This window comes from Brumimicrobium sp., assembly GCA_023957385.1.
Taxonomy (GTDB): Bacteria; Bacteroidota; Bacteroidia; order Flavobacteriales_D; family Crocinitomicaceae; genus Brumimicrobium.
Genome location: JAMLGZ010000001.1, coordinates 1,188,039 through 1,206,025, shown reverse-complemented (window position 1 = coordinate 1,206,025; position 17,987 = coordinate 1,188,039). Strand labels below are relative to the sequence as shown.

Sequence of the window (17,987 nt, the reverse complement as noted above, 5' to 3'; positions counted from 1 at the left end):
CAAAAAATATATTATTTATTTTCCCCACAAAAATGATTGAGTTAATTTTCCTTCTTAAAAAGAAACCCTAACCCTAAGTGTTTGACAGTCTTTTTAACTAGGTTGACAAAAAATTTCTGTTGCCCGAAAAGAGAACCAATAATAACAATCAGAATTAGATAAACTGGTAAAACTAAGATGATAGCAATAGGCCAATACAGATACCAATCTAAATTCTCTTTTGAGATTCCAATAAAACGAAGAATAGGCTTCATCAGATAACCAGAAAGGCTTCCATTAATTGTAAATACAACTAGTATAACAAGAACTTCCCAATTTGATTTTAAACCCCATCTTTCCTTTAAATTACCCACTACTTCTTTTTTTTTTTTTGAATAATTACAAAAATAAAATTTTAAATGAATCTTTCTTTTTACCAGAACTGACTTTATGATATATAATCTATTTTGTCATTATTATTACGTATTAGAATAAAAATACAAGACTGGTAATAACAAAACCACTAACTGTTAAAAATACCATAATATAGAAATAGGTTTCTTTATGATGTCTATAGAATTTAGAAACAATCATAGTTCCAATAGGTATAGATAAAAATAATGGAAATGCCCAATAGACAAAATATCTTCCTAGTCGTTGCTTAGCGCGAATAATCCATCTATTTTTTTTAGTAAAACGTTTCTTCTTTTTAACTCTGTCATTTGCTTGTTTATCGGTAATCTCTTTTTTCCCTTTCCGTTTAACGGATTTCTTTAAAAACAAAGAACTACCAAAATAAATAACAGTAGCCGACAAATACGCTCCTATTAAACTACAAAGCAGTGTTTCCCAGAAATTTAGGCCTCCAGCCATACCAGCTAGAGGAGCAAATAAAAATTTCCATGTGCTAAGCCCTATTAAACTAAGGTATTTCCACATGATAGATTAAATTTTTTCTCCATAACACAAATCTCCAGCATCTCCTAACCCTGGAACTATATAAGATTGTGCTGTCAATTCAGAATCAATTGCCCCAACCCAGATTTTAGTAGATTTAGGAATACTTGATTGAATAAACTGAAGAGCTTGTTCTGTTGCCAATGCAAAAGCCAGATGTACCTGCTTAGGTTTTCCATATTCTTGTAAAACCTTATATACAGAGGTCAAAGAGTTGCCTGTTGCCAACATGGGATCGCAAATAATTAAAATTTTATTATCTAAATTAGGAGAGGCACAATATTCCACCACAATTTCAAATTCCTCGGCGTTAATATGGTGTCTATAAGCACTCACAAAAGCCGTATTTGCTTTATCCAAAGTATTCAAAAATCCATGATGCATAGGGATTCCTGCACGAAAGATAGTAGCTACGACAATCTCATCTTGACAAACATTGACATTAGCTTCACCAAGAGGCGTCGTAACCTCTATAGGAGTGTATTTAAAGGTTTTGGAAATCTCATAAGCCATGATTTCACCTATTCGCTCAATATTCCTACGAAAACGCATACGGTCTTTTTGTATCTGAGCATCGCGAATTTCAGCTATATAATGACTAAATACTGAATTTGTGTCTGAAAAGTTTACTATCATAAAAACAATTTTTCACTAAAATACAATCATTGTTGAAATAGAGAAAATAAATTTGAATGAAAGGAAGAAGAAATGATGAATATCAGTTGTTTTTTATCAATTTTTATAAAACAAGTCCATTAAATACCTTTCTGTGACATATAGGATTGTAAAATAATTGTGGCGCTAACTTCATCTATCAATCCTTTTTGTTGCCTTTTCTTTTTAGAAATACCACTATCTAAAATAGATTGCATAGCTAATTTAGAAGTGAAACGCTCATCTACCATGGTGATTTCCACTCCCAAAATTTCTTTTTCTAAAGCTTCTTTAAATAAACGAACATTTTGAGAACTATGTGAATCTTGCATATTCATGCGTTTGGGTTCTCCAATAACGATTGTGCCTACATTTTTCTCAACAACTATTTTTTTTAAAAAAGACATGAGTTCTCGCGTATCAACTGTTGTTAGTCCAGATGCAATGATATTATTTTCATCTGTAATCGCTAATCCCGTGCGTTTTAATCCAAAATCAATTGCCAAAATTCTTTTCTTCATGCTTATGCGAATTTACAAAATTTTAAGGGAATATGATTCTTATAAAATCTATCCTTTATCTCAAAAATGACGATTATTTCATTTATTACTTTTTATCTTTGTCCAAATTTCAAACAAATGGCAAGAATACCCACAACTGTCCAAGCTGCATACACTCCAAATCCAGAAGCAATAAAATTTATTGTTAACAATTACATTATGGATCCAGGGGCAACTGCTGAATTTGAATCTGCTGAAGAGGCTATTGGTAAATCTAAATTAGCCACAGAATTATTTCAATTCCCATACGTATCCAGAGTATTTATTGCGGGTAATTTTGTAACTGTTACAAAAAACAATAGTGCTCACTGGGATTTTGTATTAACTGAAATTCGAGATTTTATTCGAAATTTTATCTCTGAAGGTAACATGGCTGTATATGAGCTTCCTGAAAATAAACCTTACAAACCTCATGGATTAGTAGATGGAGCAGAAGGCGTTAACGAACCTTCTGAATTGGATAGTCAGATTCGTTCCTTAATGAAGCAGTATGTTACGCCTACAGTTGCTCAAGATGGAGGAGAAATTATCTTCTTGAATTTTAAAAATGGAGTGGTAACCGTTCGCTTAAAAGGAGCTTGTCATCAATGCCCTGCTTCCAACAATACACTCAAAAATGGTATTGAAAAAATCTTAAAGAAACATTTACCTGAAGTCATAGAAGTGGTTGCAGAGGATGGATTTCAGCGAGAAACGGAATGTCACCACGGAGAATAATTTCACTATAGAAGCATACAACAAGCCTAGTCCTCCCCTCTTTCGGTAGCTTTTTTAATCCGATTGGCAGCTAACACCTTTCGACCTTCTGGAGATTCCTTTTTAGGTACAATCAAGAGAAATATGAGTCCCACAATGAAGAACGCAATAACTGAAAGCACGGAGTAACGAAGGTTTCCGGTTAAACTCTCCATCAATCCAAAGAAAAATAACCCAAACACAATTCCAACTTTTTCTGAGACATCATAGAAAGAGAAATAAGAGGTATTTTCTTCTGTTGTAGGTAAGAATTTGGAATAGGTTGAACGAGAAAGTGATTGTACACCTCCCATCACAATACCAACTCCTGCAGCAAGTATATAAAATTCAATTGGAGTGATAATATAAAAAGCAAAAACACACAAGATTATCCAGCCTATTACTGTGAAAATAAGCGTTTTTAAATTTCCAATTTGACTTGAAATCCACGACATGATATATGCACCTCCAGCACCAAGTATTTGAATGAGTAAAACAGCTAAAATTAAACCGACATCACCACCTCCTTTTCCCCAATTGATTTCTTTCTTAGCGAATACTACAGCCATCAACATCACTGTTTGTACGCCTGTATTAAAGAAAAAGAAGGAAATTAAATAACGCTTTAAACGCTTGGTTTGCATGAATTCGTTCATAACGCGCTTTAATTCTCGAAACCCTTTCCAGATATAACCAGGCTCAACTTGTTTATTGTGTGAGTTTTTGGGTAAGCGACTAAAGGTAAATTGTGCAAAACCTATCCACCAAACACCAACTAAGATAAAGCTCACATTGGTATAGGATTTATCCACCAACATAATGATAGTCAAACAGATAATTAACAACACCACTCCACCAAAGTACCCCATGGAAAAGCCTTTAGCAGATATTCTGTCATAATCTTTTGGATAGGCAATTTCTGGTAAGAAAGCATTGTAGAAAACAAGGCTATTCCAAAATCCAATACTAGCTAAAAAGCAAGAGAGCATCCCAAATTCAATATACTCAGGATTAAACCAATACATAGATACGCATCCAAAAGCGCCTAAATAACAGAAAAAACGCATAAAGGCTTTCTTCATTCCTGTTACATCTGCAATTCCAGATAAAAAAGGAGACAAAATACTAACCACTAAAAAAGAAGCTGAAAGCGTATAAGAAAGTAAAGCACTATCAGAAATGGCAGTGCCAAAAAAATCAACCGTCACACTTTCGCCTGGCAACAGTGCATCTCGCCCAACTTTTGCTAAATAATGACTTTCATTGATATTGGTAAAGAAAACTGGGAAGATTGTAGAGCCGATGACCAAGTTATAGACTGAGTTTGCCCAATCATACATGATCCATCCTTTTATAACTCGTTTATCTCCTCTTTCCATCCATTAGTAATTAAGTAATTCTTGTAAAACCACTTTAAATCGGTCCTTTGGTAAGAAATTGCGTTCCAAATTTGCATTAAAAGGAACAGGAGTATTTAAGGAACCAACTCTACGAATAGGCGCATCCAAATATTCAAAACAAGCTTCGTTGATTTGAGTTACAATCTCTGCTCCTATTCCTCCTATTTCAACATCTTCATGGAAGACAATAACACGACCTGTCTTTTTTGCCGAAGCTAAGACTGTTTCTATATCCATTGGAACTAAGGTTCTTAAATCAATTAAATCAGCTGAAATTTCTGGATGTTCATCTAATGTCTCCATCGCCCAATGAACGCCCAAACCATACGATACAATGGTTACATCTTCTCCCTCTCTAATTAAATTTGCTTTTCCGATTTCTGTTGTGTAATAATCATCGTAAATTTCTTCTTTGATGCTTCTGTACAAATACTTATGTTCAAAAAACATGACTGGATTTGGATCTTCAATAGCAGCAGCCAATAAACCTTTAGCATCACAAGGAAAAGCGGGATATACAATCTTTAATCCAGGCGTATGGAAAAACCAAGCCTCATTAGATTGAGAATGAAATGGACCTGCTGCTGTATTGGCTCCTGTAGGCATACGAATTACAACATCTGCATTTTCACCCCAACGCCAGTGTAATTTAGCAAGGTTATTTACAATTTGATTAAATCCTACACTCACAAAATCAGCAAACTGCATCTCCATCATAGCTTTCATTCCCGAAATAGAAAGTCCTAAGCTAGCACCAACGATTGCAGATTCGCATAAAGGTGTATTACGTACCCTATCTTTTCCGAATAAATCAACGAAACCTTCCGTTACTTTAAAAGCGCCGCCATATTCAGCAATATCCTGTCCCATAAGCACCAATTCCGAATAGCGCTCCATCGATTGTTTCAAACCATCAGAAACAGCATCAATAAATCGTTTTTCAGTTTTAGAAGAACTTGTGGGAGTCACAACAACTTGATGATGTGCTTTATACACATCTGCTAATTCAGTAGCAGTATCAGCAGTGATATTTTCTTCTTCATTGGCGTGATTGAAAGCCTGAATGATTTCTTCTTTAAACTCAGCGTGCAATTTTTCCATGGTAGCCTCGTCTAAGACACCTTCTTCCTTCAAAAATAACTCAAAATTCTTTACAGGATCTTTCTTCTCCCATTCATCTTGAATCCCTTCTGGATAATATTTTGTTCCCGATGCTTCCTCGTGACCTCTCATACGGAAAGTAATACATTCTAATAAGAAAGGTCTCGGTTTTTTACGCAAAGATGCTGCAATTTGACGCACGGAAGAAATCACTTCTAGGATGTTGTTTCCATCGATTTGGTAAGCATCCATCCCATAACCAATTCCTTTATCAATAAATTGTTTGCATCTAAATTGTTCCGAACTTGGGGTCGATAACCCCCATTGATTATTTTCTATAGCAAATATGACAGGTAAATCCCACACAGCTGCCACGTTAAGCGCTTCATGAAAATCACCTTCACTTGCTCCCCCATCTCCTGTAAAAACAAGTGTAGCTTGCTTACTCCCTTTAATATTAGAAGCTAAAGCCACACCATCAGCAATTCCAAGCTGTGGACCCAAGTGAGAAATCATACCAACAACATTGTGTTCCATAGAACCAAAATGAAAAGAACGGTCTCTTCCTTTGGTAAAACCATTCATTTTACCTTGAAATTGAGAAAATAAACGCTGTAAAGGAATATCTCTTGTTGTAAAAACTCCTAAATTTCTATGCATAGGCAAGATGATTTCTTCACTGTTCATTGCGTATGTAGAACCAACACTTATGGCCTCTTGTCCCCACCCAGAAAACCACTTAGTAATCTTTCCCTGGCGAAGTAGAATCAACATTCTTTCCTCTATCAACCTAGGCTTTAAGAGGCGTTTATAAATTTCGATAAGTTCTGCATCTTCAAACCCAGAACGGTCGTATTCAATAGTTCTTTTTAACAAAGTATCCATGTTCTTCAATTTCGAATTACAAACGTACAAACATTATCATCTAAAAAAAATCTCTATATAATTTAAGTAGCAAGATAGAAAATTATTTTTCATACGAGATAACAAAAATGTCTTCATCATCTTTTTTAAACATTTTATTTTCCCGAGCATAACGTTCTAGTTCCTTGGTATCATCTAATAAGGTTAGAGAGGTTTTTACTTCTTTATATTTTATAGTTAAATCTTCAACTTCTTGTTTTAATTCATTTAATCTAATCTCTTTGCGCACAATTGTAAAGACATCCACATCATCTAAAAACAAAATGTAAACAACAAAAACAACTGTTGTCAGCAAGTATATATTTTTAAATTTCTTCAAGATTTTCATAAAACAAATGTACATATATACTTAACCCGGATTATTTATTCGGAGAGTAATTGCTAAACAAAGAATGTTAATAACCCCTTGAATATTTATAAAGAAATTTATTCTTAAAATTGATGTTTTTGTTTTTTTTATAAATTGAAATTACCTTTCACCTATAAATAAGAAGAGTTATATTATCAATGATTAACATAAATCCCAAGCCATAGATAATTAATGCTATCCTCTCTTCTGTTTTTTGGACATCTCCAACTTCTCGTTTAAAAATAATCAAATATAAAAAGGCGGCAAATCCTATCACCCCTAAAATAAGACTTGAGAATAACAGCAAGCTAAATACAATGACAGCAAGAAATACAATACTCAAGAAAATAAGAAATCCTTTATTCAGCATAACTTTTCTCAACATGAAAACTATTGTAAGAAAGAATAGAATAGCATTACATATTATCACTATATCCATAATTTGATTCACATAATAGCTAAGAAAAGCAAAACTCAGAAAGTTTTCTAAAAAAAGAGGTGACACAAATAAATAGCTAGACAACCACACACTAAATACTACCCACAACAATCTATCTTGTGTGCGTTGCTGTGTTTTCACAAAAACAATCAGAATAGCTAACAATATAAAAGATCGTAAAGGAAAAGGAGGGAGATATACACCTATTTGAATTAAATTTAATATTCCATACAGAAAATAAATAAGCGATCCCAGTACAACCGTTTTTTGTAGTGCCTCCATAAGAATATATTATTTCTTCTTTTTAGCTAAAGCTTCTTCCACATACTTAAATGTAGATAAAACCTCAGGCTTTCCATCTACTACAGCTACATCATGTTCAAAATGTGCACTTGGCTTACGATCCGCAGTTAAGATAGTCCAGCCATCCTCTAACTGTATAACACGTTCTGTGCCCATATTAATCATAGGTTCAATAGCAATTACCAAACCTTCTTGAATTTTCTTTCCTTTCCCTCTTTTTCCGTAATTAGGCACTTGTGGATCTTCGTGCATGGTTCTTCCTAAACCATGTCCAACCAATTCTCTGACAACACCATACCCATGCTTCTCTGCATGTTCCTGAATAAAAAAACCAATATCTCCAATGCGATTCCCCACTCGCGCATGTTCTATTCCAATTTGCAAACACTCTTGAGTCACCTTAAGTAATTTCAATTTATCTTCAGATACATTTCCTACCGCAAATGTGTAGGCATGGTCGCCATAAAATCCTTCGAAATACGCTCCACAATCAACCGAAACAATATCTCCGTCTTGAATAGGCTTTTTAGTAGGAATTCCATGCACTACTTGTTCATTAATTGAAATGCATAACGTATTTGGAAAATCATACATCCCTAGAAATCCAGGGTAAGCATTTTGAGAGCGTATATAACTTTCTGCTACCGCATCAATCTCCAAAGGAGTAATTCCTGGCTCAATAATTTCTGCTATTTTACCTAGAGTTCTACTGACTATCTGAGCAGCTTCTCGCATAATCTCAATTTCCTCTTTTGTCTTATAAAATATCATCTTTTCATTTTAAAAAGAAAAGGGAACATATTGAATGCTCCCTTAATTATTATTTATTTTTAGCATTCCATTTTATGCTAATAATTCTCTTACTTTATCAGCTGCTTCTTGTAACAACACTGCAGAATGTACATTTAAGCCTGAATCATCAATTAATTTTTTTGCCTCAGCCGCATTGGTTCCTTGTAAACGAACAATAATTGGAACAGAAATACCCCCCATGTTTTTATAGGCATCTACCACCCCTTGAGCTACTCGATCACAACGTACGATTCCACCAAAAATATTAATCAAAATTGCCTTTACGTTTTCGTCTTTTAAGATAATTTCAAAAGCTTTTTCTACACGCTTAGCATCTGCTGTTCCTCCAACATCTAGGAAGTTTGCAGGATTACCACCAGATTGTTTAATAATATCCATGGTTGCCATAGCGAGACCAGCACCATTCACCATACAGCCAACATTACCATCTAACTTTACAAAATTCAGACCTGCTTCTCCAGCTTCAACTTCAGCAGGATCTTCTTCAGTCTTATCTCTCATCTCTGCATAATCTTGATGGCGATATAACGCGCTATTATCAAGTGTTACTTTCGCATCAACCGCTATAATTTTGTTATCGGAAGTCTTTAATACTGGATTAATCTCAAATAGAGAGGCATCACATCCCTCGTAAGCTGCATATAAAGCCATTACAAACTTGGTCATTTCTTTAAAAGCATTTCCGCTTAATCCTAATGCAAATGCAATTTTTCTAGCCTGAAAACCTTGAATTCCAACACGTGGATCAATTTCTTCCTTAAAAATTAATTCAGGCGTATTTTCTGCAACACTTTCGATATCCATACCTCCTTCTGTGGAGTAAATGATTACATTTTTTCCTTTGTCTCTATCCATTAGAACAGACATATAAAATTCCTCTGGTTTTGATTCACCTGGATAGTAAGCATCTTCAGCGATGAATACCTTACTTACTTTTTTCCCTTTTCCATTTGTTTGTTTAGTAACTAAGTGCCCCCCCAAGATTCCTTTTACCTTCTCTTCTACCTCATCAATTCCTTTTGCCAAAACAACTCCATGAGAACCTGTCTCTTCCACAATTCCTTTACCTCTACCTCCAGCATGAATTTGTGCTTTTACCACATACCATCCTGTTCCTGTTTCTTCTGTCAACTTCTTTGCGGCGGCTACTGCATCTTCTACTTTATCTACAACTACTCCTCTTTGTGTAGCTACACCATATTTATTTAATATTGATTTTCCTTGATACTCGTGTAAATTCATGTCTAAAATTTTAATTGGGCTAAAGTACTTTTATTCTAGAGAATTTTCAAGATAAACTTGAAAATTTTATTCACTTTTAACTAGAAACAAAAAAAGTCCACCCGAAAAAAAGGGAGTGGACTTAATATTATCTCTAAACAAAGTGATTAACGCTTTGCTAATTTGTCGCTAGAAACTGTCAATCTCTTTCTTCCTCTTTTACGGCGCGCAGCTAATACTCTACGTCCATTTTTTGTCGCCATACGACTACGGAAACCGTGCTTATTTCTTCTTCTTCTTTGAGATGGTTGAAATGTTCTTTTCATGACCTATTATTTTTTATATATCTTTTTCAATTTGGGTTGGCAAAGATAGTTCTTTTTTATTGGTATCAAAATGCTTTTGCAAAAATATTTAATTTTTTTCGTTAAAAACTCTCTAAGAGGTTAATTTTGTAGTCAAATAAATTTAAAAGAATGCTCCAACCCAAAGAAAAAAAGGATGACAAACCTAAGGTAAGCAAGCAATCCATTCAAAAAGCAAGTAGAATATTCTCCTATCTAAGACCTTATCGCATGCAGTTCTTTATTGGATGGGTTTTTCTAGTTTTATCTTCTTCTATAGGGTTATTCTTTCCCTATTTATTGGGTCAGCTTTTAGGAGGAGAATCAACATCTTCTGTTTCAGTTAACAATCCAGAGATATTGGAAAACATTAGCTTAACCAATATTAACGTTGTAGCTGGAATATTACTTGGAATGTTTGTTTTACAGAGTATTTTCTCATTTTTTAGAGTAGTTATCTTCACTAAAGTTTCAGAAAATGCCATTCGAGATATTCGTAAAGATGCCTTCGGTAAATTGATTTATATGCCGATGACGTTTTTTAACCAAAACAAAGTAGGAGAATTAACAAGCCGTATCTCTGCCGATATTACACTCATACAGGATACACTACGAACTACTATTGCGGAATTTTTTAGGCAAGTAATTACTATTTTAGGATCCATTGTGTTTATTGTAATTATCTCTTGGAAGCTCTCTCTCATTATGCTTGCTACAGTTCCTGCAATGGCTATATTAGCCGTAATATTTGGTCGATTTATTCGGAAATTAAGTAAAAAAGCGCAAGCCATTTCAGCTTCTTCAAATACAATTATAGAAGAAGCTATGATGGGGATTACAAATGTAAAGACCTTTACCAACGAACTCTTCATGAGTAAAAAATATAAAAAATCAATAGATGATATTCGTTCGTTAAATATCCAAAACGGTATCTGGAGAGGCGTTTTTATTTCTTTTGTGATTCTGTTTTTATCAGGTGCTATCGTGTTTATTATATGGCAAGGATTACACATGACAATTGGTCCAGACGCCACCTTAGAAAAGAGAAACTTCTTTTCATTTATTATGTTTACTGTATTTTTAGGTGCAAGTATTGGTGCGCTCCCCGATATGTATGCAACTATACAACGCGCTATTGGATCAACTGAACATCTAATGGATTTAATCGCAGAGACCACCGAGCCAGAGTTACTTAACGGGAAAGATGAAGCTCCTATTATAGGAAATGTATCGTTTAAACAGGTGGTTTTTAGTTATCCCCAAAGAAGTGACTTTACCGTATTAAATAATCTCTCATTCTCAGTGAAACACGGTGAAAAAGTAGCTTTTGTTGGGCCTTCCGGTGCAGGAAAATCCACAATAGCTTCGCTTCTACTTAGATTTTATCCTATAACAGAAGGAACTTATACCATTGATGGGAAAGATGTGAATGAAATATCTATACATCATCTTCGGAAACACATAGCTTATGTTCCCCAAGAGGTCATTTTATTCAGTGGAACTATTCGTGAAAATATTGAATTTGGGAAGGAAGGATCAAGTTTGGAAGAAATCACAGAAGCTGCTAGACAAGCAAATGCACTCGATTTCATAAACTCCTTCCCTGAGGGATTTGACACTAATGTGGGAGACAGAGGAGTACAATTATCAGGAGGACAAAAGCAACGTATTGCCATTGCAAGAGCCATTCTAAAAAATCCAATCATTCTTATTCTGGACGAAGCTACTTCTGCTCTGGATACAGAATCAGAGAAGTTAGTGCAAGAAGCATTAGAACGATTGATGCAAAATAGAACTTCTTTTATTATTGCACACCGACTTTCAACAATTCGAAAAGTTGATACCATCATGGTGATAGAAAAAGGAACTGTGGTAGAGCAAGGAAATCATATAGAACTAATTGAAAAAGAAAATGGTATTTATGCCAGACTTAACGAATTACAAATCAATTAATTTTGATATTTATTTGCAGAATTGATAATCTTTCATAATTTTGTACATTAATTATACATAAGAATAACTAACCGGGTTCATGAAAATAGTTTACTTCTTTATTTGTTTATTCTTCCTTGTAAATGTTTCTATTGCTCAAATGGCGAGTAATTTTAACAATTCTAAAAACTGGTCAATGAATAAACATGAAATATTCTTTCTTGTTGGGGCTAATCAGTTTTTAGGAGACTTAGGAGGGTTAAATAGAATTGGTACTAAAAAATCATTGGCTGATATAGATATGCCTAGTACACGAGGAGGTATTGGATTTGGTTATCGCTTTAGATTTCATCCGCGTTTTGCAACAACTACTCAATTGTATTTTGGACTTTTAGCAGGAAATGATGCGCTTACAGAAGAAGTTATTCGTAGAAGTAGAAATTTATCTTTTCGATCTCCATTACTTGAGCTAACTCAGAAACTAGACATCATTATTTATGCAAACGAAAAAACAGGAGCTAGATATAGTATTCATGGTTTAAAGGGCGCTCGTGCAAAAGCAGATTTAATCTATGTTTTTACTGGAATCTCAGGTTTTTACTTTAACCCTCAGACGAAAATCAACGGTAAATGGACAAATCTTCGTCCTTTACGAACTGAAGGTCAAGGATTACCTGGAGGTGCAAAACCATACAGTAATTTCAATTTTGGAATACCTTTCGGAATTGGTTTAAGAATCGGTATTAGCGATATGTGGAGAATTGGTATCGAAGCTTCTTACACTAAGACATTCACAGATTACTTAGATGATGTAAGCACAGAATATTACAGTCCTACTGCATTATATGCAAATGGCGGAGCTAATGCTGTATATGCTGCAAATCCTGCTATCGAAAATCACTCATGGTTTCAAGAAGGCATGCAAAGAGGTAACAAAAAAGATAAGGATGCTTATTTTTTCTTAAACGTAACTGTTACACGTAACGTTACATACACAAAAATGAAATCTGCTAAAATCAGATGGAAAGGAAGAACTAAGTTCTAATGCTTGAATTATAAGAATGAATTGAGAAAGGTAGATGAATTGTCTGCCTTTTTTTTATTTTTGTAAAAACCCTATAATATATGTACTCATTAATTAAAAGAATACTTTTTCTTTTTGATGCAGAGAGAGCGCATCATCTTACTTTTAAGTTAATTCGACTTGCTTTCTTCATTCCAGGGCTTCCTACTTTCTATCGTAAAAAATTTGTTCTAAAAGATAAAAAACTTGAAAGAACTATCTGTGGACTAACTTTCAAGAATCCTGTAGGATTAGCAGCCGGGATGGATAAAAATGGTCTGCTTATAAACCATTGGAGTTCATTTGGATTTGGGTTTATAGAAGTAGGAACTATTACCCCAAAAGCACAAGAAGGGAATCCTAAAAAACGTTTATTTAGACTTATTGAAGATGAGGCAATTATTAACCGAATGGGATTCAATAATGACGGTGTTGAGGAGCTTATTAAACGTCTGAAAAAAAGAAATAAAGAAATTATTGTTGGAGGAAATATTGGGAAAAATAAAATAACTCCCAATGAAAATGCAGTAGATGATTATGAAATCTGTTTTCATGCACTACATCCATACGTTGATTATTTTGTAGTAAATGTAAGTTCGCCTAATACACCTAATCTTCGAGAATTACAAGACAAAGAACCTCTGACGAACTTACTGCAAACATTGAAAAACTTAAACAATCAAAAAGATATACCTAAACCTATTTTGTTAAAAATAGCTCCTGATTTAACCAATGAACAATTAGATGATATTATAGAGATTGTTCAGACTACTCATATTGATGGGATAATTGCCACAAATACAACCATCAGTAGAGAAGGTTTAAAAACACCTCATGTTGAAGCTATTGGCGCAGGAGGACTATCAGGAAAGCCTTTAAGTAAACGATCTACAGAAGTTATTCGATATATCCATGAAAAATCAAATGGAAATATTGTAATTATTGGTGTTGGTGGCATACACACTGCCGAAGATGCAATTGAAAAAATCAAAGCAGGAGCTAGCTTAATTCAAGTGTTCAGTGGTTTTATATACAAAGGACCTGATTTGGTAAGAGAAATTAATAAAGCTCTATTAGAATTATAACTTTTTGTATATTCGTAGTATGGAAAAAGTGAAAATAATCGAATGCCCACGTGATGCCATGCAAGGCTTACACGATTTTATTCCAACTAAGGTAAAAGCTGATTATATCAATCATTTATTAACAGTAGGTTTTGATACACTCGATTTTGGTAGTTTTGTTTCTGCTAAAGCAATACCACAACTTAAAGATACTGAAGAAGTTCTTAAATTATTAAATCTTTCCAATACATCAACTAAGTTACTGGCTATAATTGCAAATGAACGAGGTGCAGAAAATGCTTCTAAATTTGAGGAAATCAACTATTTTGGCTATCCATTTTCTATATCAGAAACTTTCCAACAACGCAACACAAATACTTCCATTGATGGAAGTTTAAAAAGATTAGAGAACATTTGCAACATTGCGTCAAAATCCAACCAAGAAGTTGTTACTTATTTGTCTATGGGATTTGGAAACCCGTATGGGGATCCTTGGAATCCGGATATCATCATACAGTGGGCTGAAAGACTGAACGCATTATTAGGAATTAAAATACTGGCTCTTTCCGATACCATTGGTGTAGCAAATCCAACATCTATAACTGAAATATTAAAATCTATTTTACCCGCACTACCAAAGGTAGAGATAGGTGTACATCTTCATACAACATCTGAAACTTATTCAGAAAAAGTGGAGGCAGCATATAATGCAGGCTGTAGAAGATTTGATGGCGCAATTAGAGGTTTTGGTGGTTGCCCTATGGCCGAAGATGAATTAGTAGGGAACATGCCGACAGAAATGATGCTTCATTGGTTTGAAAAAAACAATGTCTCTACAGGAGTTAACAAACAAAAACTAGAACAAGCTATTCAAATGAGTATGCCAATATTTAATTAACATGAAAATTAGTGTATTTATTATAACCCTTATACTTTCACTGAATGTATCGGCACAAGAAATTATTTATAATCTTTCTGATTTTAAAAGTTTATCTGTTATAGGGAACTTTGAGGTAGAGATTATTCAATCCGATCGAAATGTAGCCGTAGTTGATATCAACAATGAGGAAGAAGTAAAAAAGGATAATATTCTTTTTACCTACGCTGCTGAAAAATTGGCTATTAAGTACCAAGGTAGTTTTATTAAAGATATAGAAATCAAAATCAGAATCTATTATGCCAACACTATTCAAGAGATTGAGGCAAGGCGTGGAGTACAGATTCGAGTTGAAAATGCTGGAAAGTTTACAGAAAAAACCGTCTTTAAAGCAGAAAACGGAGGAAAACTACTTATTAAAAATATTGAAGCCTCAGAAGTTTCTGCCGAGATTTCAAAAGGAGGTTCAATACGTATTAGTGGAAAAGCTGATTCTTTCACTGCTAAAATTGTAGCAGGAGGTACTATTGGAGGAAAAGATTTAGAGGCAAAACTTGTTAACGCTAAAGTTAATATGGGAGGAGAAATAACATGTAATCCACTGGAATCATTATTAGCGCAAGTAACCAGTGGAGGGAGTATTCATTATATAGGAAAACCAAAGCTGGTAGATAAAAAAGTCACGCTAGGTGGTAACATAGATAAATTATGAGAAAATATTTTTTGCTTATTTCACTTTTACTTTTTCTTTATTCGTGTAAAGATGATTCAAAAAATGTAGGTAAAATAACCTATCCAAAAGATAAAGAAACTCAACATACACACAATAGTCAAACCGATCTAGAAGGGAATATAGAGTATGTCGGTGATACTGTAGAAGTGGAAATGCGCTTTGCTAAGCAAGGCTTTGATAAAGCCATTTATTATAATTTACTCGTTGAAACAAATATTTGTAATCCTCAATATTCAGACACAGTTACAGATGGTTCTTCTCCTTGCAGTTCTAAATTCTTTAAATTTTATCCATACAATCACAATCGTCCGATTGAAGACGCTTTTCTTTTGCAAGTGAGAGCGGGAGTAAATAAATATCCTTACCGTAGGTTACTTATTTTTGTGAGAGAAAAAGGGAATTTGGTGCTCATGAATGGAATTATCGGTTATTTGGTAAAAAGAATCCCCCAAGAAAATAAAGTAGATGATTTAATTGTGGCTGTATTTGATGATTTAGGAAATGACAAATTTGATCGCTATGATGTGCTTTTACGCTATAAAGATGGTAAGTATCATTTTATAGAAGCTATAGGTGATTTGGTAGGTGAATTTAAAACAAAAGACCTAAAAGAAAGAGCCAGCAAGGCTATCCATGAGCGCATTCTTGAAAAGAATCTTATCTTCTAGATATGTTATTTATAATTGATTGTGGATATACTTCAATATTTCAATTAGAGGAATTGGTGAATCAATATACAGATTACAGAACTATTCCTATTTTTGATTTTTTCACTCAAGACATACGCAATCAATTGCCTGATGGATTCATTATTTCACATGCTCCACTTTCCATTCACGAAAATTATCCTGAGAAATATATAGCGAAAGTTAGTGAAATACTCAGTTTGAATGCTCCAGTTCTAGGTATCGGGCTAGGGCATCAATTGATAGGATTAGCTTCGGGGGCTCAACCCAATTATTCTCCTTACATGAATGATTTGATAGAAATAGCCATTCTTGAGCAGGAGGATTTGTTTGAGAAATTACCCGATGAAATTCAAATGATAAAGAATAATTCATCTTCCATCTCTATACCTCCCGGCTTCCAATTATTGGCTAGTTCAGATTTCAGCATCAATGAAGCTATGAAGAAAATAAATCAACCAATATACGGAGTGCAATTCCTAATTGAATTATCCGGAATGCAGGGAGGAATCATTATGGATAACTTTGTGAATATTTCCCAACAAAAATTATCATAAATCCATCATATTTTCTGAACTTAGCTCCATGCTCATGAATCGACTTTGGATAGGACTATTTTTTACTGCACTTTTAGTGGGCATGGGGAAACTTTTTTTCTTGGGAGATTTAGAGGTTTTTAAATCTATTGTAGATGCGCTTTTTGAGAGTGCTGAAACTTCTTTTAAGATTGCATTATTCTTGACTGGCGCCTTATGTCTATGGATGGGTATCATGGAAATCGGAAAAGAAGGAGGAGCTATTAAAGGTTTAACCAAATTGGTATCTCCCCTATTCTCAAAATTATTCCCTGAAGTTCCTAAAAACCACCCTGCAGTTGGTTCCATGATGATGAATATAAGTGCCAATATGCTTGGTTTAGATAATGCAGCAACACCTCTCGGCTTACAAGCAATGAAAGAATTACAAGAAATAAATCCCGAAAAAGATAAAGCATCCAATGCGCAGATAATGTTTCTGGTATTAAACACCTCTGGATTAACAATTATTCCTGTCAGTATCTTAGCTTATAGAAGTGCCGCGGGATCTGAAGCACCAGCAGCTGTATTTCTCCCTATTTTATTTGCAACTTTCTTCTCAACATTAGTTGGATTGATAGCTGTCTCTATTAAACAGAAAATAAATTTATTTAACAAAGTAGTTCTTGCTTATATTGGGTCATTAACCGCATTGATTTTAGGTTTGCTTATCTGGCTACAATACAATCCTAAAATGGTAAAACCTGTATCTGAAATTGGAGGCAACTTCATTCTATTCTTTATTATTATTCTTTTCCTAGCTTTAGGAATACGTAAAAAGATTAACGTATATGAGGTTTTTATTGAAGGAGCCAAGGGAGGTTTTGATGTAGCCATCAAGATTGTCCCTTATTTAGTAGCCATCTTGGTAGCTGTTGGTGTTTTTCGTGCTTCAGGTGCAATGGAATTATTGTTTGATGGAGTTCGATATGCAGTCAATCAAATGGGAGTAACAAATACCGATTTTATTGAAGCACTCCCTACCGCTTTTATGAAACCTTTTAGTGGAAGTGCCTCTAGAGGAATGATGTTAGAAACATTTAACACCCATGGTGTAGATTCATTTGTTGGTAGAATGGCAGCTACATTCCAAGGAGCAACAGATACAACCTTCTATATCTTGGCTGTTTACTTTGGTTCTGTCGGAATAAAGAAAACACGCTATGCAGTAGGAGCTGGATTAATAGCAGATTTAGCAGGTATTCTTGCTGCTATCTATATTTCTTACATGTTCTTTGGGAATTGATTCTATTTTTCAATTTACATAGTGCTAAAATC

20 protein-coding genes are annotated in these 17,987 nt (G+C 34.2%); 9 read left to right on the top strand and 11 right to left on the bottom strand.

Translation table 11 applies throughout. The features are described from left to right. Positions 1–41: 41 nt before the first annotated feature. From M9897_05320 to ruvX, 4 genes are all read right to left on the bottom strand, one after another. On the bottom strand, positions 42–353 hold the full coding sequence (locus tag M9897_05320; protein ID MCO5268296.1) for a diacylglyceryl transferase: 312 nt from the start codon (positions 351–353) through the stop codon (positions 42–44). A gap of 112 nt (positions 354–465) precedes the next feature. Continuing rightward, the gene (locus tag M9897_05315) at positions 466–918 is read right to left on the bottom strand and encodes a hypothetical protein (GenBank protein ID MCO5268295.1); all 453 of its coding nucleotides are present in this window, start codon (positions 916–918) and stop codon (positions 466–468) included. Between the two features lie 6 nt (positions 919–924). Continuing rightward, positions 925–1,572, bottom strand: coding sequence for a uracil phosphoribosyltransferase (upp, locus tag M9897_05310; GenBank protein ID MCO5268294.1), 648 nt, complete (start codon positions 1,570–1,572; stop codon positions 925–927). 119 nt (positions 1,573–1,691) lie between these two features. Next, positions 1,692–2,111 (bottom strand): Holliday junction resolvase RuvX, encoded by a 420-nt coding sequence (ruvX, locus tag M9897_05305; protein MCO5268293.1) that lies wholly within the window; start codon positions 2,109–2,111, stop codon positions 1,692–1,694. Between the two features lie 117 nt (positions 2,112–2,228). On the opposite strand from ruvX, the gene M9897_05300 reads away from it, so the two are divergent. Continuing rightward, positions 2,229–2,867 (top strand): NifU family protein, encoded by a 639-nt coding sequence (locus M9897_05300; GenBank protein ID MCO5268292.1) that lies wholly within the window; start codon positions 2,229–2,231, stop codon positions 2,865–2,867. A gap of 26 nt (positions 2,868–2,893) precedes the next feature. On the opposite strand, the gene M9897_05295 is transcribed toward M9897_05300, so the two are convergent. From M9897_05295 to rpmH, 7 genes are all read right to left on the bottom strand, one after another. Then, a complete protein-coding gene (locus M9897_05295; protein ID MCO5268291.1) occupies positions 2,894–4,264 on the bottom strand; it encodes an MFS transporter in 1,371 nt (456 codons plus the stop codon). A 3-nt stretch (positions 4,265–4,267) separates the two neighbouring features. Next, positions 4,268–6,271, bottom strand: a complete 2,004-nt coding sequence (locus tag M9897_05290; GenBank protein MCO5268290.1) for a dehydrogenase E1 component subunit alpha/beta — start codon at positions 6,269–6,271, stop codon at positions 4,268–4,270. Between the two features lie 82 nt (positions 6,272–6,353). Continuing rightward, positions 6,354–6,605 (bottom strand): hypothetical protein, encoded by a 252-nt coding sequence (locus M9897_05285; protein MCO5268289.1) that lies wholly within the window; start codon positions 6,603–6,605, stop codon positions 6,354–6,356. Between the two features lie 181 nt (positions 6,606–6,786). Further along, entirely contained in the window at positions 6,787–7,380 is a 594-nt protein-coding gene (locus tag M9897_05280) for a hypothetical protein (GenBank protein MCO5268288.1), read from the bottom strand. A 9-nt stretch (positions 7,381–7,389) separates the two neighbouring features. After that, positions 7,390–8,172: a type I methionyl aminopeptidase gene (gene map / locus M9897_05275; protein MCO5268287.1), complete on the bottom strand. Its 783-nt coding sequence runs from the start codon at positions 8,170–8,172 to the stop codon at positions 7,390–7,392. Positions 8,173–8,244: 72 nt separating this feature from the next. After that, complete coding sequence (gene sucC / locus M9897_05270) at positions 8,245–9,456, bottom strand: ADP-forming succinate--CoA ligase subunit beta (GenBank protein ID MCO5268286.1); 1,212 nt, start codon at positions 9,454–9,456, stop codon at positions 8,245–8,247. 146 nt (positions 9,457–9,602) lie between these two features. Then, positions 9,603–9,761, bottom strand: coding sequence for a 50S ribosomal protein L34 (gene rpmH, locus M9897_05265; GenBank protein MCO5268285.1), 159 nt, complete (start codon positions 9,759–9,761; stop codon positions 9,603–9,605). Positions 9,762–9,911: 150 nt separating this feature from the next. On the opposite strand from rpmH, the gene M9897_05260 reads away from it, so the two are divergent. From M9897_05260 to M9897_05225, 8 genes are all read left to right on the top strand, one after another. Continuing rightward, a complete protein-coding gene (locus M9897_05260; protein ID MCO5268284.1) occupies positions 9,912–11,732 on the top strand; it encodes an ABC transporter ATP-binding protein/permease in 1,821 nt (606 codons plus the stop codon). Positions 11,733–11,907: 175 nt separating this feature from the next. Then, on the top strand, positions 11,908–12,756 hold the full coding sequence (locus tag M9897_05255) for a DUF6089 family protein (GenBank protein MCO5268283.1): 849 nt from the start codon (positions 11,908–11,910) through the stop codon (positions 12,754–12,756). Between the two features lie 80 nt (positions 12,757–12,836). Continuing rightward, the gene (locus M9897_05250; GenBank protein MCO5268282.1) at positions 12,837–13,859 is read left to right on the top strand and encodes a quinone-dependent dihydroorotate dehydrogenase; all 1,023 of its coding nucleotides are present in this window, start codon (positions 12,837–12,839) and stop codon (positions 13,857–13,859) included. Between the two features lie 19 nt (positions 13,860–13,878). After that, positions 13,879–14,736 carry a hydroxymethylglutaryl-CoA lyase gene (locus tag M9897_05245; protein ID MCO5268281.1) on the top strand — a complete coding sequence of 286 codons (858 nt, stop codon included), beginning with the start codon at positions 13,879–13,881 and terminating at the stop codon, positions 14,734–14,736. A gap of 1 nt (position 14,737) precedes the next feature. Next, positions 14,738–15,427: a DUF2807 domain-containing protein gene (locus tag M9897_05240; protein ID MCO5268280.1), complete on the top strand. Its 690-nt coding sequence runs from the start codon at positions 14,738–14,740 to the stop codon at positions 15,425–15,427. After that, positions 15,424–16,116 carry a hypothetical protein gene (locus M9897_05235; protein ID MCO5268279.1) on the top strand — a complete coding sequence of 231 codons (693 nt, stop codon included), beginning with the start codon at positions 15,424–15,426 and terminating at the stop codon, positions 16,114–16,116. Before M9897_05240 ends, M9897_05235 begins: the two co-directional genes overlap by 4 nt. A 2-nt stretch (positions 16,117–16,118) precedes the next feature. Next, positions 16,119–16,691 (top strand): hypothetical protein, encoded by a 573-nt coding sequence (locus M9897_05230; GenBank protein MCO5268278.1) that lies wholly within the window; start codon positions 16,119–16,121, stop codon positions 16,689–16,691. Positions 16,692–16,719: 28 nt separating this feature from the next. Then, entirely contained in the window at positions 16,720–17,955 is a 1,236-nt protein-coding gene (locus M9897_05225) for a spore maturation protein (GenBank protein MCO5268277.1), read from the top strand. Positions 17,956–17,987 lie beyond the last annotated feature (32 nt).

Bases quoted from the DNA above. Each gene is read 5' to 3' on its own strand.
- M9897_05315 (MCO5268295.1), bottom strand. From the start codon at position 918: ATGTGGAAATACCTTAGTTTAATAGGGCTTAGCACATGGAAATTTTTA.
- upp (MCO5268294.1), bottom strand. From the start codon at position 1,572: ATGATAGTAAACTTTTCAGACACAAATTCAGTATTTAGTCATTATATA.
- ruvX (MCO5268293.1), bottom strand. From the start codon at position 2,111: ATGAAGAAAAGAATTTTGGCAATTGATTTTGGATTAAAACGCACGGGA.
- M9897_05300 (MCO5268292.1), top strand. From the start codon at position 2,229: ATGGCAAGAATACCCACAACTGTCCAAGCTGCATACACTCCAAATCCA.
- M9897_05295 (MCO5268291.1), bottom strand. From the start codon at position 4,264: ATGGAAAGAGGAGATAAACGAGTTATAAAAGGATGGATCATGTATGAT.
- M9897_05290 (MCO5268290.1), bottom strand. From the start codon at position 6,271: ATGGATACTTTGTTAAAAAGAACTATTGAATACGACCGTTCTGGGTTT.
- M9897_05280 (MCO5268288.1), bottom strand. From the start codon at position 7,380: ATGGAGGCACTACAAAAAACGGTTGTACTGGGATCGCTTATTTATTTT.
- map (MCO5268287.1), bottom strand. From the start codon at position 8,172: ATGATATTTTATAAGACAAAAGAGGAAATTGAGATTATGCGAGAAGCT.
- sucC (MCO5268286.1), bottom strand. From the start codon at position 9,456: ATGAATTTACACGAGTATCAAGGAAAATCAATATTAAATAAATATGGT.
- rpmH (MCO5268285.1), bottom strand. From the start codon at position 9,761: ATGAAAAGAACATTTCAACCATCTCAAAGAAGAAGAAGAAATAAGCAC.
- M9897_05260 (MCO5268284.1), top strand. From the start codon at position 9,912: ATGCTCCAACCCAAAGAAAAAAAGGATGACAAACCTAAGGTAAGCAAG.
- M9897_05255 (MCO5268283.1), top strand. From the start codon at position 11,908: ATGAATAAACATGAAATATTCTTTCTTGTTGGGGCTAATCAGTTTTTA.
- M9897_05250 (MCO5268282.1), top strand. From the start codon at position 12,837: ATGTACTCATTAATTAAAAGAATACTTTTTCTTTTTGATGCAGAGAGA.
- M9897_05245 (MCO5268281.1), top strand. From the start codon at position 13,879: ATGGAAAAAGTGAAAATAATCGAATGCCCACGTGATGCCATGCAAGGC.
- M9897_05240 (MCO5268280.1), top strand. From the start codon at position 14,738: ATGAAAATTAGTGTATTTATTATAACCCTTATACTTTCACTGAATGTA.
- M9897_05235 (MCO5268279.1), top strand. From the start codon at position 15,424: ATGAGAAAATATTTTTTGCTTATTTCACTTTTACTTTTTCTTTATTCG.
- M9897_05230 (MCO5268278.1), top strand. From the start codon at position 16,119: ATGTTATTTATAATTGATTGTGGATATACTTCAATATTTCAATTAGAG.
- M9897_05225 (MCO5268277.1), top strand. From the start codon at position 16,720: ATGCTCATGAATCGACTTTGGATAGGACTATTTTTTACTGCACTTTTA.